Annotated in this window: 19 protein-coding genes and 2 pseudogenes; 7 read left to right on the top strand and 14 right to left on the bottom strand. The window is 56.1% G+C overall.

Features of this window, described 5'->3' with window-relative positions; genetic code table 11:
- Positions 1–163: 163 nt before the first annotated feature.
- Positions 164–956, bottom strand: a pseudogene (locus HYPDE_RS00630) (IS1595 family transposase).
- A gap of 64 nt (positions 957–1,020) precedes the next feature.
- Here HYPDE_RS00630 and HYPDE_RS00625 point away from each other — a divergent pair.
- A pseudogene (locus HYPDE_RS00625) lies at positions 1,021–1,308 on the top strand (TCP-1/cpn60 chaperonin family protein); the annotation flags it as partial.
- A gap of 164 nt (positions 1,309–1,472) precedes the next feature.
- On the top strand, positions 1,473–1,946 hold the full coding sequence (locus HYPDE_RS18565; RefSeq protein WP_015596369.1) for a YbhB/YbcL family Raf kinase inhibitor-like protein: 474 nt from the start codon (positions 1,473–1,475) through the stop codon (positions 1,944–1,946).
- Between the two features lie 403 nt (positions 1,947–2,349).
- Here the strand turns inward: HYPDE_RS18565 and HYPDE_RS00615 are convergent, their stop codons facing one another.
- A complete protein-coding gene (locus HYPDE_RS00615; protein ID WP_051111940.1) occupies positions 2,350–2,601 on the bottom strand; it encodes a 2TM domain-containing protein in 252 nt (83 codons plus the stop codon).
- Positions 2,602–3,135: 534 nt separating this feature from the next.
- On the opposite strand from HYPDE_RS00615, the gene HYPDE_RS00610 reads away from it, so the two are divergent.
- A complete protein-coding gene (locus tag HYPDE_RS00610; RefSeq protein ID WP_144061131.1) occupies positions 3,136–3,852 on the top strand; it encodes a hypothetical protein in 717 nt (238 codons plus the stop codon).
- A gap of 1,065 nt (positions 3,853–4,917) precedes the next feature.
- On the opposite strand, the gene HYPDE_RS00600 is transcribed toward HYPDE_RS00610, so the two are convergent.
- Both HYPDE_RS00600 and HYPDE_RS19765 read right to left on the bottom strand, forming a co-directional pair.
- Entirely contained in the window at positions 4,918–5,382 is a 465-nt protein-coding gene (locus tag HYPDE_RS00600) for a hypothetical protein (protein ID WP_015596362.1), read from the bottom strand.
- Positions 5,373–5,681 (bottom strand): glycosyltransferase family A protein, encoded by a 309-nt coding sequence (locus HYPDE_RS19765; RefSeq protein ID WP_041319686.1) that lies wholly within the window; start codon positions 5,679–5,681, stop codon positions 5,373–5,375. Before HYPDE_RS19765 ends, HYPDE_RS00600 begins: the two co-directional genes overlap by 10 nt.
- A gap of 470 nt (positions 5,682–6,151) precedes the next feature.
- Here HYPDE_RS19765 and cysC point away from each other — a divergent pair, with 470 nt between their 5' ends.
- From cysC to HYPDE_RS18555, 4 genes are all read left to right on the top strand, one after another.
- Positions 6,152–6,784, top strand: coding sequence for an adenylyl-sulfate kinase (cysC, locus tag HYPDE_RS00590; RefSeq protein WP_015596360.1), 633 nt, complete (start codon positions 6,152–6,154; stop codon positions 6,782–6,784).
- A 239-nt stretch (positions 6,785–7,023) separates the two neighbouring features.
- Entirely contained in the window at positions 7,024–7,863 is an 840-nt protein-coding gene (locus HYPDE_RS00585) for a hypothetical protein (RefSeq protein WP_015596359.1), read from the top strand.
- Positions 7,864–7,921: 58 nt separating this feature from the next.
- Positions 7,922–8,767: a 3'(2'),5'-bisphosphate nucleotidase CysQ gene (gene cysQ, locus HYPDE_RS00580; RefSeq protein WP_015596358.1), complete on the top strand. Its 846-nt coding sequence runs from the start codon at positions 7,922–7,924 to the stop codon at positions 8,765–8,767.
- 322 nt (positions 8,768–9,089) lie between these two features.
- Positions 9,090–10,061, top strand: coding sequence for a glycosyltransferase family 2 protein (locus tag HYPDE_RS18555; RefSeq protein ID WP_348226065.1), 972 nt, complete (start codon positions 9,090–9,092; stop codon positions 10,059–10,061).
- Positions 10,062–10,617: 556 nt separating this feature from the next.
- On the opposite strand, the gene HYPDE_RS00575 is transcribed toward HYPDE_RS18555, so the two are convergent.
- The 10 genes from HYPDE_RS00575 to HYPDE_RS00530 form a co-directional block, all read right to left on the bottom strand.
- A complete protein-coding gene (locus HYPDE_RS00575; RefSeq protein WP_015596356.1) occupies positions 10,618–11,793 on the bottom strand; it encodes a DegT/DnrJ/EryC1/StrS family aminotransferase in 1,176 nt (391 codons plus the stop codon).
- A gap of 6 nt (positions 11,794–11,799) precedes the next feature.
- A complete protein-coding gene (locus tag HYPDE_RS00570; protein WP_015596355.1) occupies positions 11,800–12,423 on the bottom strand; it encodes an acetyltransferase in 624 nt (207 codons plus the stop codon).
- On the bottom strand, positions 12,420–13,079 hold the full coding sequence (locus HYPDE_RS00565) for a sugar transferase (protein WP_015596354.1): 660 nt from the start codon (positions 13,077–13,079) through the stop codon (positions 12,420–12,422). Before HYPDE_RS00565 ends, HYPDE_RS00570 begins: the two co-directional genes overlap by 4 nt.
- A gap of 288 nt (positions 13,080–13,367) precedes the next feature.
- Positions 13,368–14,597: a glycosyltransferase family 4 protein gene (locus tag HYPDE_RS00560; RefSeq protein WP_015596353.1), complete on the bottom strand. Its 1,230-nt coding sequence runs from the start codon at positions 14,595–14,597 to the stop codon at positions 13,368–13,370.
- An 18-nt stretch (positions 14,598–14,615) separates the two neighbouring features.
- Positions 14,616–15,755, bottom strand: coding sequence for a non-hydrolyzing UDP-N-acetylglucosamine 2-epimerase (gene wecB / locus HYPDE_RS00555; protein WP_015596352.1), 1,140 nt, complete (start codon positions 15,753–15,755; stop codon positions 14,616–14,618).
- Complete coding sequence (wbjC, locus tag HYPDE_RS00550; RefSeq protein ID WP_015596351.1) at positions 15,739–16,824, bottom strand: UDP-2-acetamido-2,6-beta-L-arabino-hexul-4-ose reductase; 1,086 nt, start codon at positions 16,822–16,824, stop codon at positions 15,739–15,741. Before wbjC ends, wecB begins: the two co-directional genes overlap by 17 nt.
- A 1-nt stretch (position 16,825) precedes the next feature.
- A complete protein-coding gene (locus tag HYPDE_RS00545) occupies positions 16,826–17,860 on the bottom strand; it encodes a polysaccharide biosynthesis protein (protein WP_015596350.1) in 1,035 nt (344 codons plus the stop codon).
- The gene (locus tag HYPDE_RS00540) at positions 17,847–19,301 is read right to left on the bottom strand and encodes a hypothetical protein (protein ID WP_015596349.1); all 1,455 of its coding nucleotides are present in this window, start codon (positions 19,299–19,301) and stop codon (positions 17,847–17,849) included. The genes HYPDE_RS00545 and HYPDE_RS00540 overlap by 14 nt, the downstream gene beginning before the upstream one ends.
- A complete protein-coding gene (locus tag HYPDE_RS00535; RefSeq protein ID WP_015596348.1) occupies positions 19,283–20,503 on the bottom strand; it encodes a glycosyltransferase in 1,221 nt (406 codons plus the stop codon). Before HYPDE_RS00535 ends, HYPDE_RS00540 begins: the two co-directional genes overlap by 19 nt.
- Entirely contained in the window at positions 20,500–21,804 is a 1,305-nt protein-coding gene (locus tag HYPDE_RS00530; protein WP_015596347.1) for an O-antigen translocase, read from the bottom strand. Before HYPDE_RS00530 ends, HYPDE_RS00535 begins: the two co-directional genes overlap by 4 nt.
- Positions 21,805–21,915: the final 111 nt, after the last annotated feature.

Here is a 21,915-nt window from a genome sequence, read left to right as displayed (position 1 = left end):
TATAGGCTTCAACCTGTTACCCAACGATAAACAATTATTGTTGGGTATCACATGGATACCCAACACAAAGTAATAATTGTTGGGTAACAGGACAAGCACCAAGAGTCAAATGCGTTTTGCGCGCCGAATAGCCCTCTTGAGAAGCCGCTCTTCCTGCTCGGGATCAGGCCCTACGAGTTGTTTGATACATTAACCGCTTGCCCTTTGCGCCGCACAGCGCCTTGGTGGCACGCTGCTGGTCGTCTACGCCTAACGCAACCGACGACGTACTCGCCTAACGAGTGGCGCACGGTGTTGTGGCTGGCGAACTCGCCAAACTGCTTGATGTAGTGACGGCCGTCGTCGGTCATAATCTTCGCTTCTTTCGCGACGTTGGCGTTGACGATCGGAGTGATTTCCTTCGCGGTTGAGTTGTCGATGTGGAACGAACGGACTTCGCCGGCGCGCTCAACGAGCGACAGAACCGCGTGCTTGTGCCGATAGCCACCTTTCGGCTTCTTCACGTCGCGCTTCTGGCTGAAATAGGTTTCGTCAACTTCGACGGTGCTCGAACCCGAGCTGCCCATTGGAGGCGTCAGACCGCCTGAACGCATGGCTTCGCGAATACGATGCGACATAAACCACGCCGATTTCAGCGTGACGCCAAGCATTCTGTGAAGTTGGTTTGACGAGATGCCTTTCTTGCTGGCGGCAAGCAGCGCGATGGCTTGCAACCACATGCGGAGCGGGATGTGGCTGTCTTCGAAGATCGTTCCCACTTTGACCGTGAACGGCTTGCGGCAGTCCTTGCACTTGTGAACGCCGATGCGCGTGCTCTTGCCTTGGAGCTTCGTCACGCGGTCATGCTTGGCACCGCACTTCGGGCAAACTGGACCCTCAGGCCACAAGTGAGCTTCGACCCATTTGTAGGCTTCTTCTTCTTCGTGGAAGCGCTTGTGCGAAAGAACGTCGGCCATGACAAATCTCCTATGCAAATCAATATAGGGAATTGGCCGTGGTACGTAAAGTATAATATCGCCACTGCAGCGTGCTCTTACGGCACTGGCTCGCCAGATCGCGGAAAATTCTGCCGTCGATGGCGGCGTTGTAATCGCTCGCATGTTGGAAAGCAGGGACAACATTGGTTTCGACGCTTCTCGGAATACATATGTCGATCTTGTTCAAGCTGAAATTATCGACCCGACAAAGGTTGTGAGAGTTGCGCTCGAAAATGCTGTCTCGGTAGCAGGAACTCTCCTCCTGACCGAAGCAATAATGACGGAACTGCCCGAACCAAAGACCGAATCTGCTGCTTCTCCCGAATTGTAGGCTTGCTCCTGTTCCGGGTAAAAATTCTTGTAATTCGGCATGCTCGCCAATTTGCACTTGTGGCAACGGCCAGTCTGTCTCCCAATAACTCTGTTGATCGCGATCAAGGATCCTAACAGCAGCGCAGAAGTTTATGAGGGCGTGTGTTTCATTGGAGCGCCATTATGGCATTGGTTCTTAGAAGTCCTGCATTTGAAGAAGGCGGAGAGATCCCTTGCAAGTATACATGTGATGGGGCCAACTATTCTCCACCTCTCGATTGGTCAGGCGTCCCCGCATCCACGAAGTCGCTTCTTCTAACCTGCGACGATCCAGATGCGCCCCGGAGGACTTTTCAACACTGGGCCGCGTACAATATCCCTCCGCACTGGAAAAGCCTCCAAGAGGGATATAGCGCGGAGACATCGGAGCCAGGCGTTCAACAAGCAATAAATGATTTCGGAAAGCCCGGCTATGGTGGGCCTTGTCCCCCTCGCGGCAACAGGCCTCACGCCTATCATTTTCGTCTCAGCGCGCTTCGCAGCGTCATCGAGGGTGCGGGTCCAGGTGCGACTTGCGAAGAGATCAAGCGGCTCGCCAGCCCCTACGAAATTGAATTTAGCGAGCTCATTGGTTTTTTTGGCCGAAAGAAAAAATAACACTAGGCGATAAAGATACATTAGATTTCAGTCAGATCTGGCGCCGCCTTCTTCAGGACGTCCGTAACCTCTCTTGTACGCCATTTGTGCCATGACATAGCGCGCAATAGGCGAAGTATGGTCTCGTTTAGACTTTCCTGTAGGCTGGGGGCCTGCCTAGGTGCGCGGGGCGTATTTTCGAAAACCGTTCCGCCGCGGGCAAGGCTCTCGCAAAGATCCTAAGCCAACGCTGCTTTGCGGATGCAAGCGATGCCGTGCGGCGTGCTGGTCGCGGTGGAGGTCGCGAAGGTTCTGAAGTGCCCATCGGCAAGCACTATCGCGCTTTCCCTTCGAACGAGCAGGCAAGCCGCACACGGTCGTGGCGCACTAGATTGAGTAGACTCCGGTGCTCTCGTGACTTAGCTCAGGGCGTGCCGGGTGGTGGTTCGGGTGTCACCGCTCGCTGCGTTGTTCCCGACATCGGCACCGAGGCAGATCGTTTTCGATAAACAAGATAGGCGTGGCCGATGATCCCGAGCCCCCAGCCCATTAGAGGCCAGTAAAACCAAAGTTTATTGGAATTCGTCGCGAGATTGATGACGAGCAGTAGAAGGTTCACCGCCGCGTAGATGGCAAGATGAATGCAAAAGCCGCGATCCTGGAAAATCCGATCCATGTCAATCTCCATGCAGCGCCCGAAACGCGCTGGATCATGCTGGCAGATATAATTCTCTTCAAACGTTATCCGTTCAACCTACCGCATTCATTCTGCGCTGGACAGCACAAGCGAAACTATTCAACGTGCAAAATAGTCCAGGTATTCCTGCGGGGTTTGACGCGCATCAATCCCCTTTAACTCGGCTTTAGTTCTGCCCGGTAGAGGCCCTGGCGGGGGCAAAGCATCAAGCTATTGCGAGCCAGCCGCCGGTAATCCGCGCAGTTGGCCGGGAGGAGCTTCGATCCAGCCGGAATCACGCAGGGCGGGAAGACAAGGCGGACTTATTGGGCAAGCCCTTCGGTTGCTGCCCAGCCGTCATTGTTCTTTTGATATTATCCGCCTTGCTACGCCGAGAGGGTATATGAAAACGTGCGTTCAACTGCTCGCATTGCGCGCCGGTAGGATATATACGCGGCGACAGCACACCGTGCTTGTCGCGCCGCTCCCTCCGAAATAAGATCGCGCCGTCCTATTTGAAGCGTGGGGCAGGACATGCGGGGCCTTCGAGCTAGTGCTGCGTGTGTGGCATTCGTGGCGCTGCCATCGGCTGCGAGCGCCGACGAACTCCTGAAGACGCACAGCCCTCTGCTTCCCTCGCAGGACGTCTACGACATCCTCGCGAAGAAGAAGTCCAATCCTGATTTCTTTGCCACACCGCTCTGCCAAACAACCTCCACGCAACCCTGTCGCGTCTTTGCGCTGCCGCCGCCGAGCACTGCACTCTCTGCAAGCTTACATCCGAACCCGCTGGAAAAATATCTGCGCGACCATCCGCTGAACCTACCCAAGCCGCCACCCGCCCTCATGCATTCCGCGCCATTGAGCGTCGCCTGTCCGAAGGACGGACAGTTCCACTCCTGCCGCGTGGTCGACAGCTTGTCCAACATAAATCCGGGCGAAGCCGGGCTCACTCTTTACGTTATTGGGAGCCACTCCGCGGAGCTCAGTAAGCGCGCGGCCCAAGGCCTTCTGACGTCCAATGATGTTCGCGGACTGATTAGCGAAAAAACAATTGGCATTCTTCCCGAAGCAGTCGAGACGAGCGCTGCCGATCGTGCCGTCGGTATGCTTGCACGTTCTGGGATCGCGAAAGCAGGAAGGGGCGCCGCCGTGATGGGCATCGCTCTCATGACCTATGCAGCATACCAATACTTCTTTGCCAAAGACGATAAGCCTCCCGAACCAAAGCCAGCTGACGGATCGCCCTGACCTGTTTCAAGCAGCATCATGAAAATGGCAAAAGTCGTCTGTGTTCCATACGGCGACGATCCAGGTTGGCGTTCATCCCAAATCGCATGCTCGGGATGAATATCCAAACATTAGAAAAATCACGGCAATGATTTACTGAAACGCAAGCTGCCATGGGGTACGCTGAACATCGCGGACAAGGGTCACGCCAAAACCTTTGCATTCCGGGCAAACGTCTCTGAGACGTGATAAGTAGATCTGCCCCTTGGTAATACCTTGCCGGCTGCTGATAACCTCATGACACGTCATTCGCCCGCGCCAAACGAACCCGCATCCGTTACACGTACTGCAGGACGTGTTCGTTCTTCGGATAGGAGACATTGTGCATTTCTCCCGAAGATCTGCCCAAGTCCAGCTGCGACACGCCAAGAGTGCTGGTAGATGGCCGTTCGTCCTGACGGCAGCCTGACCCAAACTACGTTTGCTCCGGCCACCTTGGATAGCCTAACGGAAAAATCCTGGCGGTGAGATTGATACCGATCAAGGATTGCAAAGGCCATCTTGCAAACGATCACCGCGCAGATGGTAGTTCCTCCTTTCAATTCTCGGAAGACTTCGATGATCTGGCCGCGCTCATGAAGGCCTACGAGAAGATGAAGTGGGGGAATCGTTTCCAATCGCATTCGATCCAGAACAAAGGCCTGGCAGGCTATGATCGTTGATGAGACGGGCGTGCTCGTGGGCGCTGACGGCGTGTCCGGGAGCACAGTCAAAGACGACAGCGCGGTAGCGGGCGTCAAGACGACAGCATATCTCCCTGCCCATGCTTGGCGCACGTAATCGGCCCATGAACTCATGCGAGTCGCGCTTTGGCATGAGCCGCTTTTCATCCGTGGGAGCGACAGCAAGGTGCCCGCCGAGGCCGACAGTAAACCCTGCAGCAGATACCGTATCGCCTCCATGCCATTTGCGGAACCCGCGATTGCGATTCCCGAAAACCATAGCGCACATCATCTCCCCGAGGTTGATCCGGGCGGGATAATCACGACTCAGCCATGCTTTGTGTGAGCTGAACGTCAGACGCTTTTACTTTTTCGGCGCACCGAATTCAGACCAGGCCGTAATAGCCTGCGCCCAATTCTTCTGCCACTGCTCGCCAATCTGTATCCAAAACCGTCCTTGGCTGCCGAAAGCTTCGATCGAAGGCCAGCCCGAGGTTCCGGATAGCCCTGGCCACGATTGCAGCTTCGACAGCATCGCGGCTGGAAAATTCGACATAGGGTTTGGGGATTTAATCTGCTCCTGCCAAGCGTCGAGCATATGGTTCATCATGTGGATGTGCAGTTGCGTGATGCTTTGCACGTGCGAGCTGATGGCCGTTACGATGTGGTCCGGCCAGCCGACGGCTCGTGCGGCGATGGCCATCTTTTGGGCGACGTTTTCCGTGCTGGATCCAAGCTCCTTGTTCCATTTCGCCACCGCATCGAAGGCATTGCTTACAGCCTCCTGGGCTTCTTTAGAGAGTTTGGGATTGAAAGCGCTTAGCGGCATGATCGGGGTGAAGCGATATCGTCAGCGTCCATCCGCGCCACAAACTCTGCCCGCGCTTGAGAGAGCCCGAAGTTGAGAGCAGCTACCAAGCCCGATCCAGGATTCTTAAGAAGCCGAAGCCGCGGGTCACTGGCTGCCACGGGCTCCAACAGGGAGATAGATCCGACGCTGGATGCGTCGTCGATCACCAGCAGTTCAAACGCGCTAAAGGTCTGTCGGAGCACACTCTCGGCAGCAAGCGGCAGATAGCTTCCACCGTTGTGAACAGGCTCCCGGTAAAGAGTATCTACTCGAATCACGAGGAAGGTTCGGATAGTGTGGAGCAGCAGTGTCAAACAGATCGAACGCCTCTACGCACGAAACTTGCCCCTCTCACGCGAGATGGCCAAGGATCTGTAGAGTTTTGGGGCAAGGTAGCGCATCTGCGTCGGCCCCTCGCCGAATGTAAGCTGTTTACATTCTGAGCATTCTGGCCAGCCATAAAGTCCGGCCAACTTCGTAAGCCCGACCTTTCATCTTTACAGCGAAGGCTCAGAAGTCCGCCGTACGATCTGGACGACTCTCCCCCTGTTGATCATGAGCCAATTGTAGCCACTCGGCATCTCCACAAAGAAAAATCAACGGATTTCCAAAGCATAGGGGATTTCTGAGGAGGTGTTGCCTGTAAACGCTTATAAGAAAAGCCGCGAACGTTATCATAAAGCATCGTCCATCCGACCTATTGCGATCGACCTATTGAAAGAAGTGGATTATGCGAAACGCTCTAGATTTGCATGAACGGACTTCGCCGGCAGATTGGCGGGAGACCCGCAAGCTCCGCGCTTCGATTGATCGAAATGCGCGCGCTCAGATCAAGTCTCAGCGCCCAACCTGTTTATGGCTGACTGGTCTTTCGGGGGCCGGTAAGTCCACAGTCGCAGAGCTGCTCGAGTGGACGTTGCATCGAAAAGGTTATCACACCTACATTTTGGATGGTGACCTGATGCGAAGCGGTCTGTGCTCGGATCTTGGGTTCTCGGCTGAGGACAGAGTGGAGCAGTCACGCCGCGTAACTCAAACTGCTCGCATGATGGTCGATGCCGGTTTGATTGTCATTGTGGCTGTGATTTCGCCGTTTCAGAAGGAGCGAGAGAAGGCTCGGCGTTGTTTTGATCGCAACGAGTTTATCGAAATCTACGTAGATACGCCGCTTGCTACATGCGAAAAGCGAGATGTTAAGGGTCTCTATCGGAAGGCGCGTGAGAATAAAATTCCCGATTTCACCGGCATTAGCTCGCCATACGAGCCACCTGAAGATCCCGAAATTACGCTCCATTGTGGTGTGGAAACGCCGCTGGAATCCGTCGAGCGTATTTTGAACGCGTTGCGGAATTTCAAGATCATTTCCGGCAGCATAGCCTAAACAACAATTCCAGCGCCACCCGGACCGGTGAACCACATCGGTGTGGCCGGAGACGGCCCCTGCCTGTCATCTCCTAAATCGCCCGCCGTAACAAAAAAATGGCGATGCACGCGCTTCGTGTGTTGTTCGGCGCGTCCAGTCGTATAGGCTGACTGAACTATTCCGCATAAGCCGGGTGGCCGAATAGACAGATCCTGTTTTTTGGGCCGCGCGGGATTCCAGCTGGAGCTCGAGTTCCCATGGCCGATCCGCTACTGGTGCATGTTCACGTTCCAAAGTGTGCGGGGACGACAATCGAAAACCATTTGAAATCCCAGCTCGGGGACGGGGGAATGTGGGCGCCGCCAAAACGTTCCCGGCGATTTCCATTGGGATGGTTTAGCTACAAATACGATCCCGAACTATTTGTGCCAACCAAGCAAGTACGTGCGATCTCCGGGCATTTCATCGGGCAATCGATAGAAAAGATGTTTCCCGGACGGCGCATCATCCGTTCCGTGATCCTCCGAGAACCGGAGAGCCTTATGCTCTCTTACTACAATTTTCGAATGATGCGCTATTTGCGCGAAGGCCAGTATTCCTATTCGTTCTCATTATTCATGCGCTCCATGCGGTTGAACCCTGCAGCTCATTTTCTGCTGGAACGATGGGCGGAATTGCCTTGGATCGAACTCGCTCGGCTTTCGGAAGAGAAGAAGGCAGCACTGCTCGATGAGATGCTAGGCACTTTCGATTTCGTTGCCGATATTGCGAGCACGAATGCTCTGCTTGCGTCTCTCTCTACCGAGATTGGCATCGCTACTACGGCAACACCACAAAATACCGCCGAGGAAAATCAGAAAAAAATCGGTTGGAAGCTATTGCGTCGCAACGATCTCACGCAGGGAGATCGCCAGCTGATCAAAGACCGCACGTCGCTTGATCGGTACTTGTGGCGCAGATGGGCGCAGAAGGAAAACGTCGCGTTCAATCTAGATGATGCTAAGAGCTTCGTGATTGGTGAATTTGGTCGAACGGGATACCAGGTTCAGCGCCGGATTGCGCGAGGGTTTGGTTACACCAACGGCAGCGCATCGTAGCTTTCTCTTTATGGGCCGCACGCGCGAATGTAGGCGCTCTCGACGGGGGAATTGACGAATGTCTTTATCGATGCTGGAGCAGCTCGAAGCTCTTGCTCTCGAAGCTGGCCGGATGATTCTGGATATTCGAGAGAGGGGCGCCTCTGTCGTTCATAAAGACGACGGCAGCCCCGTCACTGACGCTGATCGATCCGCGGAAGACCTGATCGTTCGAGGTCTTGAAAAAATCGATCCTCGCATTCCGATCATAGCCGAGGAGCGCATCCAATACAGTGGCGCTCCCGACATTTGCGAACAGACATTTTTTCTCGTCGATCCTCTCGATGGAACGAAGGAGTTTGTCCAGGGTCGGACAGACTTCACGGTCAATATATGTCTCGTTGAATGTGGATTGCCGCGATTGGGCGTGGTCGTCGCACCAGCCCGCAATGAACTATTCAGCGGCGACGGCCATAATGCCTTTCGATGCCGCGTCTCGCCCGACGGGCGGCTCATCGAGCGCACGGCCATTAGAACGAGTATGCCTCGCAGAGCTCTAAGGGGCATCGCCAGCGCTTCGCATGCACATGCGGATACGATGAGGTTCCTGGAAAGATTTGCAGTCGGTGAAATACTGTCAGTCGGATCTTCTCTGAAATTCTGTCTTTTGGCAGCCGGCGAGGCTGATATTTATCCTCGTATCGGTCGGACTATGCAGTGGGATACGGCGGCGGGCGACGCGATTTTGCGTAGTGCAGGAGGATGCACGCTACGCTTGGACGGACAGCCCTTGAATTATGGACCGAGTTGTGCGGGCCTTAATGCTTACGCAAATCCACACTTTGTCTCGTTCGCCGGACAAACGGCTTTCTTGCGGTCGATGTTGTTGAGCCATGAAGCTAGTGCGGCAACAGGTATGGCTTGAGATGCGATAAAAGCATTACAAGCTGCAATTCTAAACTACCAGGGGAGAAGGCTGTGTCTGTTGTTCTACTGTTGGCGCGCTAGCGGAGTGGTACTGGCCCCCTCAACACGATCTAGCTACGACTTTGCCCAACCGACGAGTGGCCAAAATTCACGGAAGGTCAGGTTATGGCGGGCAAACGACGGCGTACGCGAATTTCTCTACACTGACTCTCTATCACAGCCGACCTGCGATAACCCATCCGATTAGTTCCACGCATGCGCTCCAGTATTGTTTTACACGATCCGCATCTGCGCTGGCTCGAAGCTTCGGGCGAGCATGAATGCTTCGGTCGGAGTGCTTCCGAGAGCCACGTCTCGAACTTGGCTCTCTCGCTCAAATTCAGCGGCATTCGATCGTGATCGATACCGTCTGCACGCTCGGCGGGCTGCTGAGGGGAAATACACGCTACATGCGTATATTCCGTCGCCAGCGGCGTTTGCGGGAAAATTCGCGTCACATGTCTAGACTGCCTGTATCGTGCTTTATCATCGCCAAAAACGAAGCTGACCGCATTGAAAGGACGATACGTTCCGTCGAGTCATGGGTCTATGAGGTCGTCGTTGTCGTCGATAGCAGCAGCACAGATGACACAATCGCCGTTGCTCAATCTGCAAACGCGCGTGTAATTTCGCAGCCTTGGCGCGGCTTCGGCGGGCAGAAAAGGTTTGCCGAAGAGCAATGCCACAATGAATGGGTATTAAATCTGGATGCAGACGAAGTGGTACCTCCCGAGCTTCAGGATAGGATCTCTGAACTCTTCCGGTCCGGAGTACCCGAGCATGCGGCGTATGGCATGCCCGTCCGCATTATCTATCCTGGACGGACCAAGCCTCGCATCTGGGCGCGAGATCATTGGTGTGTTCGTCTATACAATCGCAAGATCGTGCGTTTTCGGGATTCAAGCATCCACGATGCCGTAGTAACGGACGGTCACGTCGTCGGATGCATCAATGCACCGATCCACCATTATTCCATCCGGTCCTTTGATCATATGAAGGCCAAGCTTGATAGGCGGATGTCTCTCTTAGCTGAGCAAGCTTCCGCTACCAACTCAGCATTCACTCTCGGAAGGCTAGCTATAGAATTCCCGATGAACTTCTATAAATACTATATAGTCAGACGTCACATCACAGGCGGATTTACCGGGTTACGATACGCAACAATCCATGCGTGGTTTAGAACTGTAAAAGTATACCGACTTTGGTCCCAACAAAGAACACCCAGCGATGAAAGACGCGCTCCCCGCAAATGACGACGAAATTACCCCGGGACTTCGCAGAGCGTGATGGAACCTGCCCGCAGACCGCGCAGCCTTGGTTGTCAATCGGCCCTTTAATTGCGGGTGGTCGTTATGATTATGCTGGGATCACGTTCCATTCCGAGGACCAAACCTCATGTTTATGTGCGGAGTAAACGCCTCAACGTGCTGACATTCAGGCTGCTGGCGTCAGCCGATTGACGGACATCGCGTGCATCGCCAGCCCGGCAGGGGCATCGCCAGCGCCGCGGCTGCGGGCCAGAGGATATCTCGGGAGCAATCAAGCCACCTTAGCCTCGCTTTCCCACTCGAACTCTGTGTCATCGATCAAGGTGCAGTGAAGGATGACGGCGATCTTTCTTTCTGGCGTTGGCCACCTTGGCCTTCTTGACGCCGACGCGCTCCATCAACGTAAGCCTCCAGCGGAGCTTTTAATTACCCACATTCCAGCCGCTCCGATATCGGCACCGAGTTCGATAGGCCGCGCCAGATGACAAGCCGCCGATGAAGCCTGATCCCCAGCCGGGACGCTGAACCCTGAGCGCAGGCCTCAGGCGGCCGCCCGCCGCATCACATCACACAGCACATCGCACGTCCGATCGATGTGTCCCGATGTCAGAGAGGGATGTACGAGAAAGGCAAGGCTGGTCTCGCCCAACTCCCGCGCAACCGGCAGCCGCGCTTCAGGCCGCCATGGCGTGCCGTCAAATGCCTTCTCAAGATAGATTTCACTGCAGGAGCCGACGAAGCACGGCACGCCATCGGCGCGAATTGAGTGAATGATGCGATCGCGAGTCCAGCCCTCAGCCAGCGCTGCAGGGTTCACGAACACGTAGCAACGATAGGCCACGGGCTCCGCCCAGTTTGGGATATCCGGCACGCGCAGTCCTTTGACGCTACGCGCCGCTTCATGGATTTGATCTGCATGGCGGCCGCGGAGCACCGCCCATTCGTCCATCTTCCCGATCTGCAGACGTCCAATCGCCGCCTGCATTTCGAGCATGCGCCCATTGGTGCCGAAGCCCTCATGCACCCATCGGAAGGTCGCCTGTGGCTCGGAGACATGCATGGTCGCGTAGCCCTTGCCATGATCCTTGAGCGACCACATGCGGCTCCACAGTTCGGCATCGTTCGTGGTGACCATGCCCCCTTCGCCGCCCGTCGTCATGATTTTGTCCTGACAGAAAGACCAGGCTCCGACATCGCCGATAGTGCCGACCGAGCGTCCCTTGTAGCGCGCTCCATGCGCCTGCGCACAATCTTCGATGACGAAGAGTCCGCGCTCGCGCGCCAAGGTCATGACCGGATCCATATCGGCCGGCATTCCGCCGAGGTGCACGATGATGATCGCCTTAGTGCGCGGCGAGACAACGGGCAGGATCGTCTCCGCGGACAGAGCCTGCGTGTTGCGGTCGATGTCGGCGAACACGGGCGTCGCTCCAGCCATGGCAACGCAGGACGCCGACGCGATGAAGGAGCGTGGCGTGACGATCACTTCATCACCGGCACCTATACCGAGTCCTTTGAGGGCAATCTCCAGCGCGACCGTGCCATTGGCCAGGGCAATCGCATGTTTTGCGCCGGTCCATGCCGCGAACTCCTGTTCGAACGCGCGCCCCTCGTTGCCGGTCCAGTAGTTGACTTTGTTCGAGCGCAGCACGGTGGCTGCAGCCTCGACCTCTTCAGGTGAAAAGCTCGGCCAGGACGGAAAGGAGATGTTCTGCATGGGGCGCTAACGTTCCAAGGGACGAGCAGGATTGCCAACGACTTTGAGGCCGCTTTGGATCGGGGCGACCACAACGGCGCCAGCACCGACGAAGACACCTTCGCCGATGGCTGTATACTCGCGGACTACCGCACCAATACCAATCCAGCTTTCTTTTCCAACCGTAACGCCACCGGCTAGATGTGCACCGGGCGCAACATGGACGCCGTCCTCTAAGAGGCAGTCGTGATCGATCGTCGCCCCAGTGTTGATGATAACGCCCTGGCCGACGCGGGCGCCGATGTTGACAACGGCGCCCGCAATGACGACCGAGCCTGAGCCGATAACGGAGCGACTGCTCACAGTCGCGCGCGGATGGACGAGCGTTACGAGGCGTGCCCCGGAATCCGCCAAGGCCAGCGTCAAGCTGAGCCTCAGTCGGTTGCTGCCGACGGCAACTGCCACCCCATCGAACGTGCTCGCCTGCGCCAACAAATTCTTCACCGAGCCAGCCACGGCCCAAGTCCCTTCAAGCGCAGCATCGGGCTTGTCGTCGAAAAAGACGATCCGGTCCCAACCCACTGCCTCAGCGCAGTCAGCAACCACGCGGCCGTGTCCCCCGGCTCCGAGAATGGCCAACGAACGATTCATGCGGTATCCGCCGATGTCGGGCCAGGCTCATGCCGGCGGTGCGCGGCCGGATGCGCGTCAGCATCGGCCCCCTTGAACCGCTCCATCGTCGCTGATCCCTCCGCAGATATGCCGTCGCGCCTGACGATTTTCAGAATCGTCAACGCCAGAATTCTCAGATCCAGCCGCAGATTGTGATTGTCGACATACCAGACGTCGAAGGCGAATTTCTCTTCCCAGCTTATGGCATTGCGTCCGTTGATCTGAGCCCAGCCAGTGACACCCGGACGAACCTCGTGACGGCGCGCCTGCTCTGCCGAATAGAGCGGCAAATACTCCATCAGCAGCGGACGCGGGCCGACGAGACTCATCTCACCCTTGAGCACGTTCCAGAGCTCCGGCAGTTCATCGAGACTGGTCGAGCGCAGGAAACGGCCGAACGACGTCAGGCGCTCGGCATCAGGAAGGAGCTTGCCATCGCTGCCGGCTCTGTTCGTCATGGTGCGGAACTTGATCAGATCGAACGGCGCGCCGCGCAGACCCGGACGCCTTTGGACGAAGAGCACCGGCGCGCCGATGTTCACGCGCACGAGCAGCGCAATAAGCGCAGCAAGGGGAACTGCAACGATGGCCCCCGCGAGGACGGCGGCGATGTCGAAAGCCCGCTTTACCGTCATCTTTCGAATGTCTCTCTACGAGATCTTTGCCAAACGTCCGGCAAGTTGGCCGAACCTATATTGGTCCTCACGCACGGCAGCAAGCTCGCGTGTCTAGCGTGACGGTCCGGCGCTATGCGGCAGTATCTCATTAGGGCGACGCATGGTGGCATAGATGGCATTCTACCTGATTATCGCCTCATTACTCGTGATCCCGCTATTTGGCTACGAGCATCGAGATCATTTGAAGAAGTGCCCGTTGCTGCAGGGCGTTGAATTTGACCTTTGCTCGCAACGAGACCAGCCCCACTATGAGCGGAAGCGGGTGACGGCCAATTCCATCGCCGAGAGAATGGATTTCACACCGACGCTGGCACTCATATGCGTAGCATAGAATGTCTTCCCCCTCTGGCCCATGGCTTCGCGTGCCTCGCGCGTCATGGATGCGAGTTGCATCACCGCGTCGGCCAGTGACTGCGGATCTTCTTGCTCGACGACCAGCCCGGCGTCAGCCTCCTCGATCAAGGCGGCCGCATCACCTTGCACGGCCATTACGATGGGCTTGCCCGCCAGCAGATATGCCTGTGTCTTCGAGGGAATGGTAATATCAAAGAGGGGATCGCGACGGAGGTGCACCAACAATGCGTCCGCTGCGCGCAGGACACCGCCGATTTCTGACATGGGCACGGCAGGATGGAAATGCGTGTTTCTCAGTCGCAAAGCTTGCGCACGGGCTTTCAATTGCGGAACGTCCACTCCTCCACCGATGCATAACAGAGCTACTTGCGGTACCTGCACCTGGAGCAAAGCCATCGCATCAAGCACATTCTCCAGTTTCTGGGCCATGCCCATCGTTCCGGCGAAGACGAGCAGGAATTTCCCTTCGAGTTCCGCGGACCTAGTCCAAGTGCCTGCATCCAGCTCCTGCATCGACGCTTCATTGGCCCAATTATACACGACACGGATTTTTTCCGGCGCCACGCCAACCGCCTTTAACCGCGCTGCAAATCCAGGCGATTGCGGCATCACCATGCTCGCGCGGCGATAGACGAAGCGCGCCACGTATCCGATGATTGCCAGCAGCCGGTCATTGCCGATCATACCGGTGGCCTTCAGCGTATCGGGCCACAGATCCTGAATGTCATATGCAAACGGTATCTGGCGCAAAAAACAGGTGAGAGCAGCTGCCAACCCCACCGTAAGGGGCGGATGATAGACATACATCACGTCGGGCCGCCATCGCGTGAAAAGACCTGCAACAGACGCCGAAGCCGCAAAGCTGATGTAATTCGCGCTACGCCGCAAACGCGAGCTGTCGTGGCTGCAATACAGCGGCACTCGGGTGACGGGAATGCCATCCATGATCTCGTGTCGAACGAGACGGAGGCGGTAGCCATCATAGATTTTGCCGCCTGGATAGTTCGGAAATCCCGTGAGCACCCGAACCTCATGCCCGGCAGCCGCCAGTGCCTTGGCAAAGGCGATATTCTTGATCGTTGGCTCGGGAGTAAAGAACTGCGTTAGGATCAGGATGCGCATGCGCGGACGGCGTTCATATCAATACTGCTTCCAGACCACGCGCTTCACATACCCACCATAGCTGTGCAGGATGCGGACGACCTTATCTGATACGTTAGGCACCGTGTAATCCGCAACCTGCCTCAGCAGACGCTCGTCGCCTCGGGGTTGGTGAAGCACAATCTCCAGAGCGCGCAGCACGTAGTTGACCTCCAGGCCCACCATCATGACGCTGCCCTCCTCCATGGCCTCGGGACGCTCATGCGCTTCCCGGATATTCAACGCCGGGAAATTCAGGATCGACGATTCTTCCGAGATCGTTCCCGAGTCGGAAAGTACGGCAGAAGCCTCTTGCTGCAACTTCACGTAATCATGGAAGCCAAGCGGCTTTAAGAGACGAACCTGCGCATGAAAATGAGCGCCACTTTCTGCTATACGTTTTTGCGTGCGCGGGTGAGTGCTGACGATCACCGGTTTGCCGTAACGCTCGCCGATCGTGTTGAGTATTTCCACGAGACGGGTGAAGCTCTGCTCGGACTCGATATTTTCTTCACGGTGCGCGCTGACCGCAAAATAGTTCCACGGCATAAGATTCAGCCGGTGCAGCACATCGGATGCAGCGATCTGCGGACCGTAATAGGCGAGGACCTCGCACATCGGACTACCGGTCTTGATGATGCGATCAGCGGGCAGACCTTCGCTAATAAGATACTCTCGCGCGATATCGCTGTAGGTCAGGTTTATATCTGCCGTATGGTCGAAGATGCGGCGATTGATCTCCTCGGGTACGCGCTGATCGAAGCATCGATTACCAGCTTCCATATGGAAGATCGGGATCTTGCGCCGTTTTGCCGGCAGCATGGAAAATCCGGAATTGGTGTCGCCGAGGATCAGGACAGCTTCGGGCTTCACGACGTCCAGCACGCGGTCTGCTTCGATGATGACCTTGCCGATCGTCTCCGCCGCGTTCGCTCCAGCCGCATTCAAGAAATAGTTCGGCTTGCGGATACCGAGGTCAGCGAAGAAAACCTCATTGAGCTCATAGTCGTAGTTCTGACCGGTGTGGATGATGGTGTGATTGCAGTCGCGGTCAAGCGCGGCCATCACCCGCGACAAGCGGATAATCTCGGGCCGCGTGCCCACAATTGTCATGACATTCAGTTTAGACAGCTTCTGCATAGGTGTCGGCTTTGTCGCGATCAAAGATTTCATTGGCCCAAAGCATAACTACCAATTCGGTATCCCCGATATTGGTGATGTCGTGTGTCCATCCTGGCACCGTTTCAACGACCTCGCTGCGTTCACCTGAGGTTTCAATCTCATGGCGCTCTCCCGTTACCATATGTCGAAAACCGAAACGCGCCCGCCCCGAAATGACAAGAAATTTTTCGCTCTTGGTGTGGTGGTAGTGTCCGCCGCGTGTGACGCCTGGATGCGCCGTAAAGAATGAGAATTGCCCGCAATCTGGTGTTTTCAGCATCTCCACGAATTTTCCTCGGGGATCGCTATGTTCGGTGACGGCATAGCTGAATGCACTCGGCGGCAGCGCGCTGACATACGTCGCATAAAGTGCCCGCGTCAGTCCCGTGCCGACGCGTTCAATCAGAAGTTGGCTACCGCGGCAGTTGCGGAATGCTTCAATCTGTTCTGCCAGTTCACCGACCGTCGTGGTGTAGATTGGGTCGGTTTCAACGAACCCTGGTGCGACCGTGCCATCAAGCGCCGCTAGGAACGACGCGATCACATCATCGATGTAGACCAGTGTAAGCGCGGCACCTGGATCATGGATTGTAATCGGAAGACCACGGGCGATGTTATGGCAGAAGGTTGCTACCGCCGAATTGTAATTCGGACGTGCGAATTTGCCGAACACATTGGGCAGGCGATAAAGGTATAGCGGGCACCCCGTCGCTGCCAGCACCTCTTCCGCCCCAAGCTTACTTTTGCCGTAGTCGTTGCCGCGGGCCACCTGGGCGCTCGACGTATAAACGATGGGTACGGAACGCCCTCGGAGCAGGCTCACTAGATTCTGAGTAATGACGACGTTGTCGTTATAGCTTTGGCCGTCTTGCGGACGGTTGATGCCCGCCAGATGCACCACCGCGTCGGCCTGCGCCACGGCGGCAGCAAGATCGGCGTCGGATGAACTGCGTGTGACCGGAAGGCAGATGATATCGGCGCGTGGCTTCAGCGCAAGAAGAAGGTTCTTGCCGATGAAACCGTCTGCGCCTGTGACCAGCAGTTTCATCCTAGACACCTGGGTACCAGGGTTTTCCGGCGAGCAATTCCTGCACGAACCCGACTTTCTTCAGCAGCGCCTCCATACTGGCCACGTCCAGCCGCTGCGTATTGTTGGAGTTGTAGTCTTGGGCTTCAGTAATGCGGCGCTCGCCTTGTTCCACGAATTTCTCGTAGTTCAGGTCGCGCGAATCCGGCGGAACACGGTAATACTCACCCAGATCTTCAGCCACGGCTACCTCCTCGCGCGAGAGCAGCGCTTCATAGGCCTTCTCGCCATGGCGCGTGCCGATTTCATGCACCGGATGCGCCCGCTTATCGAACAGCCCGAGCAGCGCCTCAGCTAGGACCTTGATCGTTGCGGCAGGAGCTTTCTGAACGAAAATCTCGCCGTTGTTCCCGTGCTCGAACGCATAAAGCACCAGATCTACGGCATCTTCGAGCGTCATCATGAAACGCGTCATGTTTGGGTCGGTGATAGTCACCGGCCGCCCCGTGAACATCTGCTCCAAGAACAGCGGAATGACCGATCCGCGCGAACCCATGACGTTGCCGTAGCGCGTGCCACAGACGACCGTGTTCGTTCCCTCGCAACTGCGCGATTTCGCGACCATGACTTTTTCCATCATGGCCTTGGAGATGCCCATGGCATTGATAGGATAAACCGCCTTATCGGTCGAAAGGCAGATGACCCGAGAGACGGCGCATTGAATGGCCGCCTCGATGACGTTGTCCGTGCCCACGACATTGGTCTTGACCGCTTCCATCGGATGGAATTCGCAGCTTGGCACCTGCTTGAGCGCCGCGGCGTGGAACACGAAATCCGCCCCGCGCACGGCGCCCAGAACGCTCTGATAATCCCGCACGTCGGCGATGTAAAATTTCAGCTTGTCACTCTGCAGGCGCTTGCGCATGTCATCCTGCTTCTTCTCATCGCGTGAGAGGATGCGGATCTCCCGGATTGAGCTATCCAGGAACCGGCGAAGAACGGCATTTCCGAACGAGCCCGTACCACCGGTGATGAGAAGGGTCTTATTTGCAAACATGAGGTACCTTGTATTCCCGCCGGCGCGGTATCGCATTCAATCCCCAGAGAACAAGCCAAAATAAAACTATCATGCCTGAATCAGCAGTCATGAACAGTTGGTTATTCGCCGGGAGGTAAAAAAACAGGAACATGCAAAGCACGAATAGGATAGCAGCTGCATCCCGCTGCTGCTCTGTCGCTTCGCGCCAGCAACATGCCGTTAGCATGCCCAGCAACGCGAAAACAAAGGGAACTCCATAGAAGCTCACATCATTAGCCCACCACGTCATCGCAGTAGACCATTTGCCCTTAGGATCCCACCTATCGGCAATTTTGTTTACGTAAGCCCGGTTTGCGAAATCCTCTCCGAGGAAGTGCCGGCTGTAGTACAGGAGTAATGGCGAGTGACCTAAGCCGTACGTACTGGAGAAGTCCTGCGTCATAGCTAGCGCCATGCCATAATAGCCCTGACTGAGATAGGAGGTTGCCATATAAGCCAGAAAACCTCCTTCCTTTGGTTTAGCGGGCAACGCCTGTTCTGACAGTGGCCGTTCTGACAACGCCTGTTCTGAATTCTTGACGCAATTCGCGGTGCAAATCTCTTGCGGCGGCTTTACCGGTGATCTGGCGTCCGCATGTCTTAGACTGCTCTCTGCTTCGCACATGCACCGCCAGTCGCCCGCACGGCAATTGTCCGCTTTCTGGGACTGAGCAACTGTAGGGAGAGATCGGAAGATGCGCGCTTCCCTTCGCTCCGCAAACAGATAGGCGCCTGCGCCGATAATGAGCACTGTCGCCAGAAGCAAGCCCACGAGTCGAGATAAAGGAAGGTCTCGCGAGATCAGCACCCGGAAGGCAACGATCGGCACAGTGGCTAATAGCACTATCACGATATCGGCAATTTCTTTGTCAGTCCCGCGCAGGAGAGACATACAGAGCGCCGACAAGAGATAGACTGCCAATAACCCGTACTCCCGCCATCGCATCTGCGACCAGTGGAGGACAGTCAATGGCAGCACACAGAAGGCGAATGGAGCGAACAACGCTCGAACTATGACATAAAGGTAGCGATATCCAGTAACGTCATCGCGAATGTTGTTGATCATATCCATATAGGCAATGTTCTGGCACCGCGCGAGCTGAACAGCGTCCCACGGCCATTTGCTCATATAAATCCAAGCGGACGGAAAAAGCAGCGCGCCACTGGCGATTGTGCCGATCCAGAAAAATGGTCGCCAAGGTATCGAGCGCAATTCCTCACGTACATGCCGCAAGCCAAAAGCATATCCTGCAGTTAGCATTGCTACGCAGACGGCCATGAAATAGCTGACGCGCCATATATTAGGAACGTTCCACTCAACAGGGCCGAACAGAAAGAGTCCATAGGTGAGCGCAATATAGCCGACCACCAATAGCAGCGGCGTCCAACGCCCTAGCTGTATCAGCAGATTCCGGGACATGCCGCTTCCCCGATGAGGCGTTTCACCAGGTTAGGCGCGCTCATGTGAGTTTGATAATAGTCGGCACCACGTTGGCCACACGCCAGTCGATAGGACGGGTCGCACGCCAGCATATGTAAGTTTTTCTCCAGCTGTGCCGTATCTTCGACCGAACAGGAAAGCCCTGCCCCGATTTCGTTATTGATGATCGACGAATAGTCGCCGAATTTCTCCGTCGCGCCAAGAACGGGAAGGCGAGCGCGGAAATAATCTACAGTTTTAGATGGAAAGTTTGGGACCTTGAAATCGGCCGACGTCAGGACAATGCCGATATCGCCAGCTGCCAATAGCTCACCATAACGAACTCGGCTGAGTTTTCCCAAAAATTCCAGGTTCGGCAAATCGGCAGCTTGTCGTTCGATCAGCGCAGCCAGGGGGCCGCTGCCCGCGATGACAAAGCGCACATGCGGCAACGTTTTTGCGACGCGTTGCGCCAGTTCACCGATGCGTTCGATTTCTCGCCCCGGGATCAGCTGTCCACCGAAGACGCAGACCACGTCATCTGCGGCGAATCCAAAGTTCTTGCGGAATTCATCGCGTCGGGAGCGGTCGATGAAGCTAGCAGGACCCCAAGGCAGTATCTGCGTGATCGCGCCAGCGTATTTGGGAAAATATGTTCCAAATAATTGGATATTCGCCGGTGTCATGCAACCTGTCTGCGCATATTGCCCCACCGCGCGCGCTTCGAAGCGACGCGCCAGAGATGCTGCAACATCTCCTCCTGGGAGAAGACCGAGTTGGTGCTGAGCAAGGGGAAAAAAGTCCCAATAGATGAGCAAGGTCTTCTTCGCCCGTTGTCGGTAAAGCCTTATCAGCCCATCTGTCACGACGGCAGGAGAGAAACCTACCAGGAGATCGTATGACTCCGGTGGCATAAAGCGTCTGGCCAGACGGGCAGCAAGATACGAGGCGGTAAGCCACTTTGCTCCCTTGCGAACTGTGTAAGGAAGCCAGCGTGGAAAAAAAGCCAACGCCGACAACCGGAGCAGGCGCGTTCCGTCGGGCGTCGTCACGAACTCAACCGGGTGTTCGTCCTGCCATTCTAGATGGATGACATCGACCGTATGGCCCGCTCGCACGAACGCATCGACCAAGTCATTCGTCAGCCATCCGTTTGCAGCATCGGTTGAGAACTTGACGCACACCACCAAAATTCTGCTCATGCAGCGCCCTCCAGCCTACCCCTCCATTTAGCTCGCCGGACGGAGCGCATAGCGACCATCACAACAAAACTGCCTAGCCCTCCGGCGAGAGTGGCGTAGGCAGGAGCCATACCCTTATAGACAGGCAAAAGCAGTGTGGTGACGGCAATCAGGAGAGCGGCCTGTGTCAGATCGAACACGATCGGCACGAGGCGCGCTCCGCGGGATATGCCGTAATAAACGAAAAACAGCCCTGCAACGCGAAAAAAGTCGCCGATGATACAGGGCAGGACAAACTGCTTTGCGGGTACAAATGCTTCCGAGAAGAGGATGCGCAGTATGAGTTCACGCATGACATAGAATATACAGAGGCCCGCAACCATGAGCCCAAGTATGGGCAACATCATATGCCGCCAGCGCTTGTCTAATTCCGCCACTGTCGTGGCCGCGGAATAATAGGGAAGCACCTGATACATCATGAGCATGCCGAAAAACTGCATATAGACGTCGGATATTTTTAAGACGGTCTGCCAATAGCCGACGACCTCCCAGCCATATTGTCCGCCAACGATATCGCGCACGTAAATCTGGGCGAGGGGTAATGCCGCGAGCGATACGACCACGACGACCGAATAGGACAATAAACGCGTAATGTCGTCGCGCGTGGTCGCCCATACCGGGTGATGCCAACTTTGAGGCAGTGTTTGTACGGCAAGCCAGACTCCAACGAGCGCCGCGATGGCCGGATAAAGGACAATGCCAAGGGCAGCGCCTGCGTACGTTCCAGGCCAGACACAAGCTATGAAGACAAGTGCTCCAGCGCATGTCCCAAGGATGTTCGATAAGATGATGACACGGCTACGCTGCATAGCCGTTAGCACGGCCTGCAGGAGATTATTTGCCCCGACTACCCACTGCGTGGCCGCAAGCAACAGGAACAACCATGACAGGCTGGTATCCTGGAGCAGGAAATGGGCGCACAGCGAATGCCCGAAGACAAGCAGCAGCGACACAACAGCCGATTGCGCAAGATAGATCTTGAAAGCGGCGGTCAGGCGCCGTTGACGCTCCTCCTCCGAGACGGCGCTGACGAAGCTCTGGATCAGTGCGTTGGTGGTTCCGCCGCCGGCAAACATACTGACAACGGCAACGGCGGTCATCAACTGCGCCAACTGCCCGAATGCCTCTGGGCCAAACCCGGCGGATATGATCTTGACAATGAGGAGCCCTGCACCCGCCTTCACCACGGTTACCGCGGCAAAGCCCACTGTCGAACGCGACAGGTGATGCACGATGCTCCATCGGTTCAAGAGAGACGCCATCAACCTGCGGCTGCCCCACTATGAAACAGAAGGCTACCTCTCCACGGGCTTTTTATTCTTCGTCTGGGAAAGGCGAATACGCATGCAGCCGCCGCGACGCTGCAGAACATT

Source organism: Hyphomicrobium denitrificans 1NES1, from assembly GCF_000230975.2.
GTDB lineage: Bacteria > Pseudomonadota > Alphaproteobacteria > Rhizobiales > Hyphomicrobiaceae > Hyphomicrobium_B > Hyphomicrobium_B denitrificans_A.
Note: the sequence above shows the minus strand (reverse complement) of the source record. Positions and strands in the feature narration are given on the sequence as shown.

Coding starts and splice junctions, on each gene's coding strand:
- HYPDE_RS18565 (WP_015596369.1), top strand. CDS start 1,473: ATGGCATTGGTTCTTAGAAGTCCTGCATTTGAAGAAGGCGGAGAGATC.
- HYPDE_RS00615 (WP_051111940.1), bottom strand. CDS start 2,601: ATGGATCGGATTTTCCAGGATCGCGGCTTTTGCATTCATCTTGCCATC.
- HYPDE_RS00610 (WP_144061131.1), top strand. CDS start 3,136: ATGCGGGGCCTTCGAGCTAGTGCTGCGTGTGTGGCATTCGTGGCGCTG.
- HYPDE_RS00600 (WP_015596362.1), bottom strand. CDS start 5,382: ATGCCGCTAAGCGCTTTCAATCCCAAACTCTCTAAAGAAGCCCAGGAG.
- HYPDE_RS00585 (WP_015596359.1), top strand. CDS start 7,024: ATGGCCGATCCGCTACTGGTGCATGTTCACGTTCCAAAGTGTGCGGGG.
- cysQ (WP_015596358.1), top strand. CDS start 7,922: ATGTCTTTATCGATGCTGGAGCAGCTCGAAGCTCTTGCTCTCGAAGCT.
- HYPDE_RS18555 (WP_348226065.1), top strand. CDS start 9,090: ATGCTTCGGTCGGAGTGCTTCCGAGAGCCACGTCTCGAACTTGGCTCT.
- HYPDE_RS00575 (WP_015596356.1), bottom strand. CDS start 11,793: ATGCAGAACATCTCCTTTCCGTCCTGGCCGAGCTTTTCACCTGAAGAG.
- HYPDE_RS00570 (WP_015596355.1), bottom strand. CDS start 12,423: ATGAATCGTTCGTTGGCCATTCTCGGAGCCGGGGGACACGGCCGCGTG.
- HYPDE_RS00565 (WP_015596354.1), bottom strand. CDS start 13,079: ATGACGGTAAAGCGGGCTTTCGACATCGCCGCCGTCCTCGCGGGGGCC.
- HYPDE_RS00560 (WP_015596353.1), bottom strand. CDS start 14,597: ATGCGCATCCTGATCCTAACGCAGTTCTTTACTCCCGAGCCAACGATC.
- wecB (WP_015596352.1), bottom strand. CDS start 15,755: ATGCAGAAGCTGTCTAAACTGAATGTCATGACAATTGTGGGCACGCGG.
- wbjC (WP_015596351.1), bottom strand. CDS start 16,824: ATGAAACTGCTGGTCACAGGCGCAGACGGTTTCATCGGCAAGAACCTT.
- HYPDE_RS00545 (WP_015596350.1), bottom strand. CDS start 17,860: ATGTTTGCAAATAAGACCCTTCTCATCACCGGTGGTACGGGCTCGTTC.
- HYPDE_RS00540 (WP_015596349.1), bottom strand. CDS start 19,301: ATGTCCCGGAATCTGCTGATACAGCTAGGGCGTTGGACGCCGCTGCTA.
- HYPDE_RS00535 (WP_015596348.1), bottom strand. CDS start 20,503: ATGAGCAGAATTTTGGTGGTGTGCGTCAAGTTCTCAACCGATGCTGCA.
- HYPDE_RS00530 (WP_015596347.1), bottom strand. CDS start 21,804: ATGGCGTCTCTCTTGAACCGATGGAGCATCGTGCATCACCTGTCGCGT.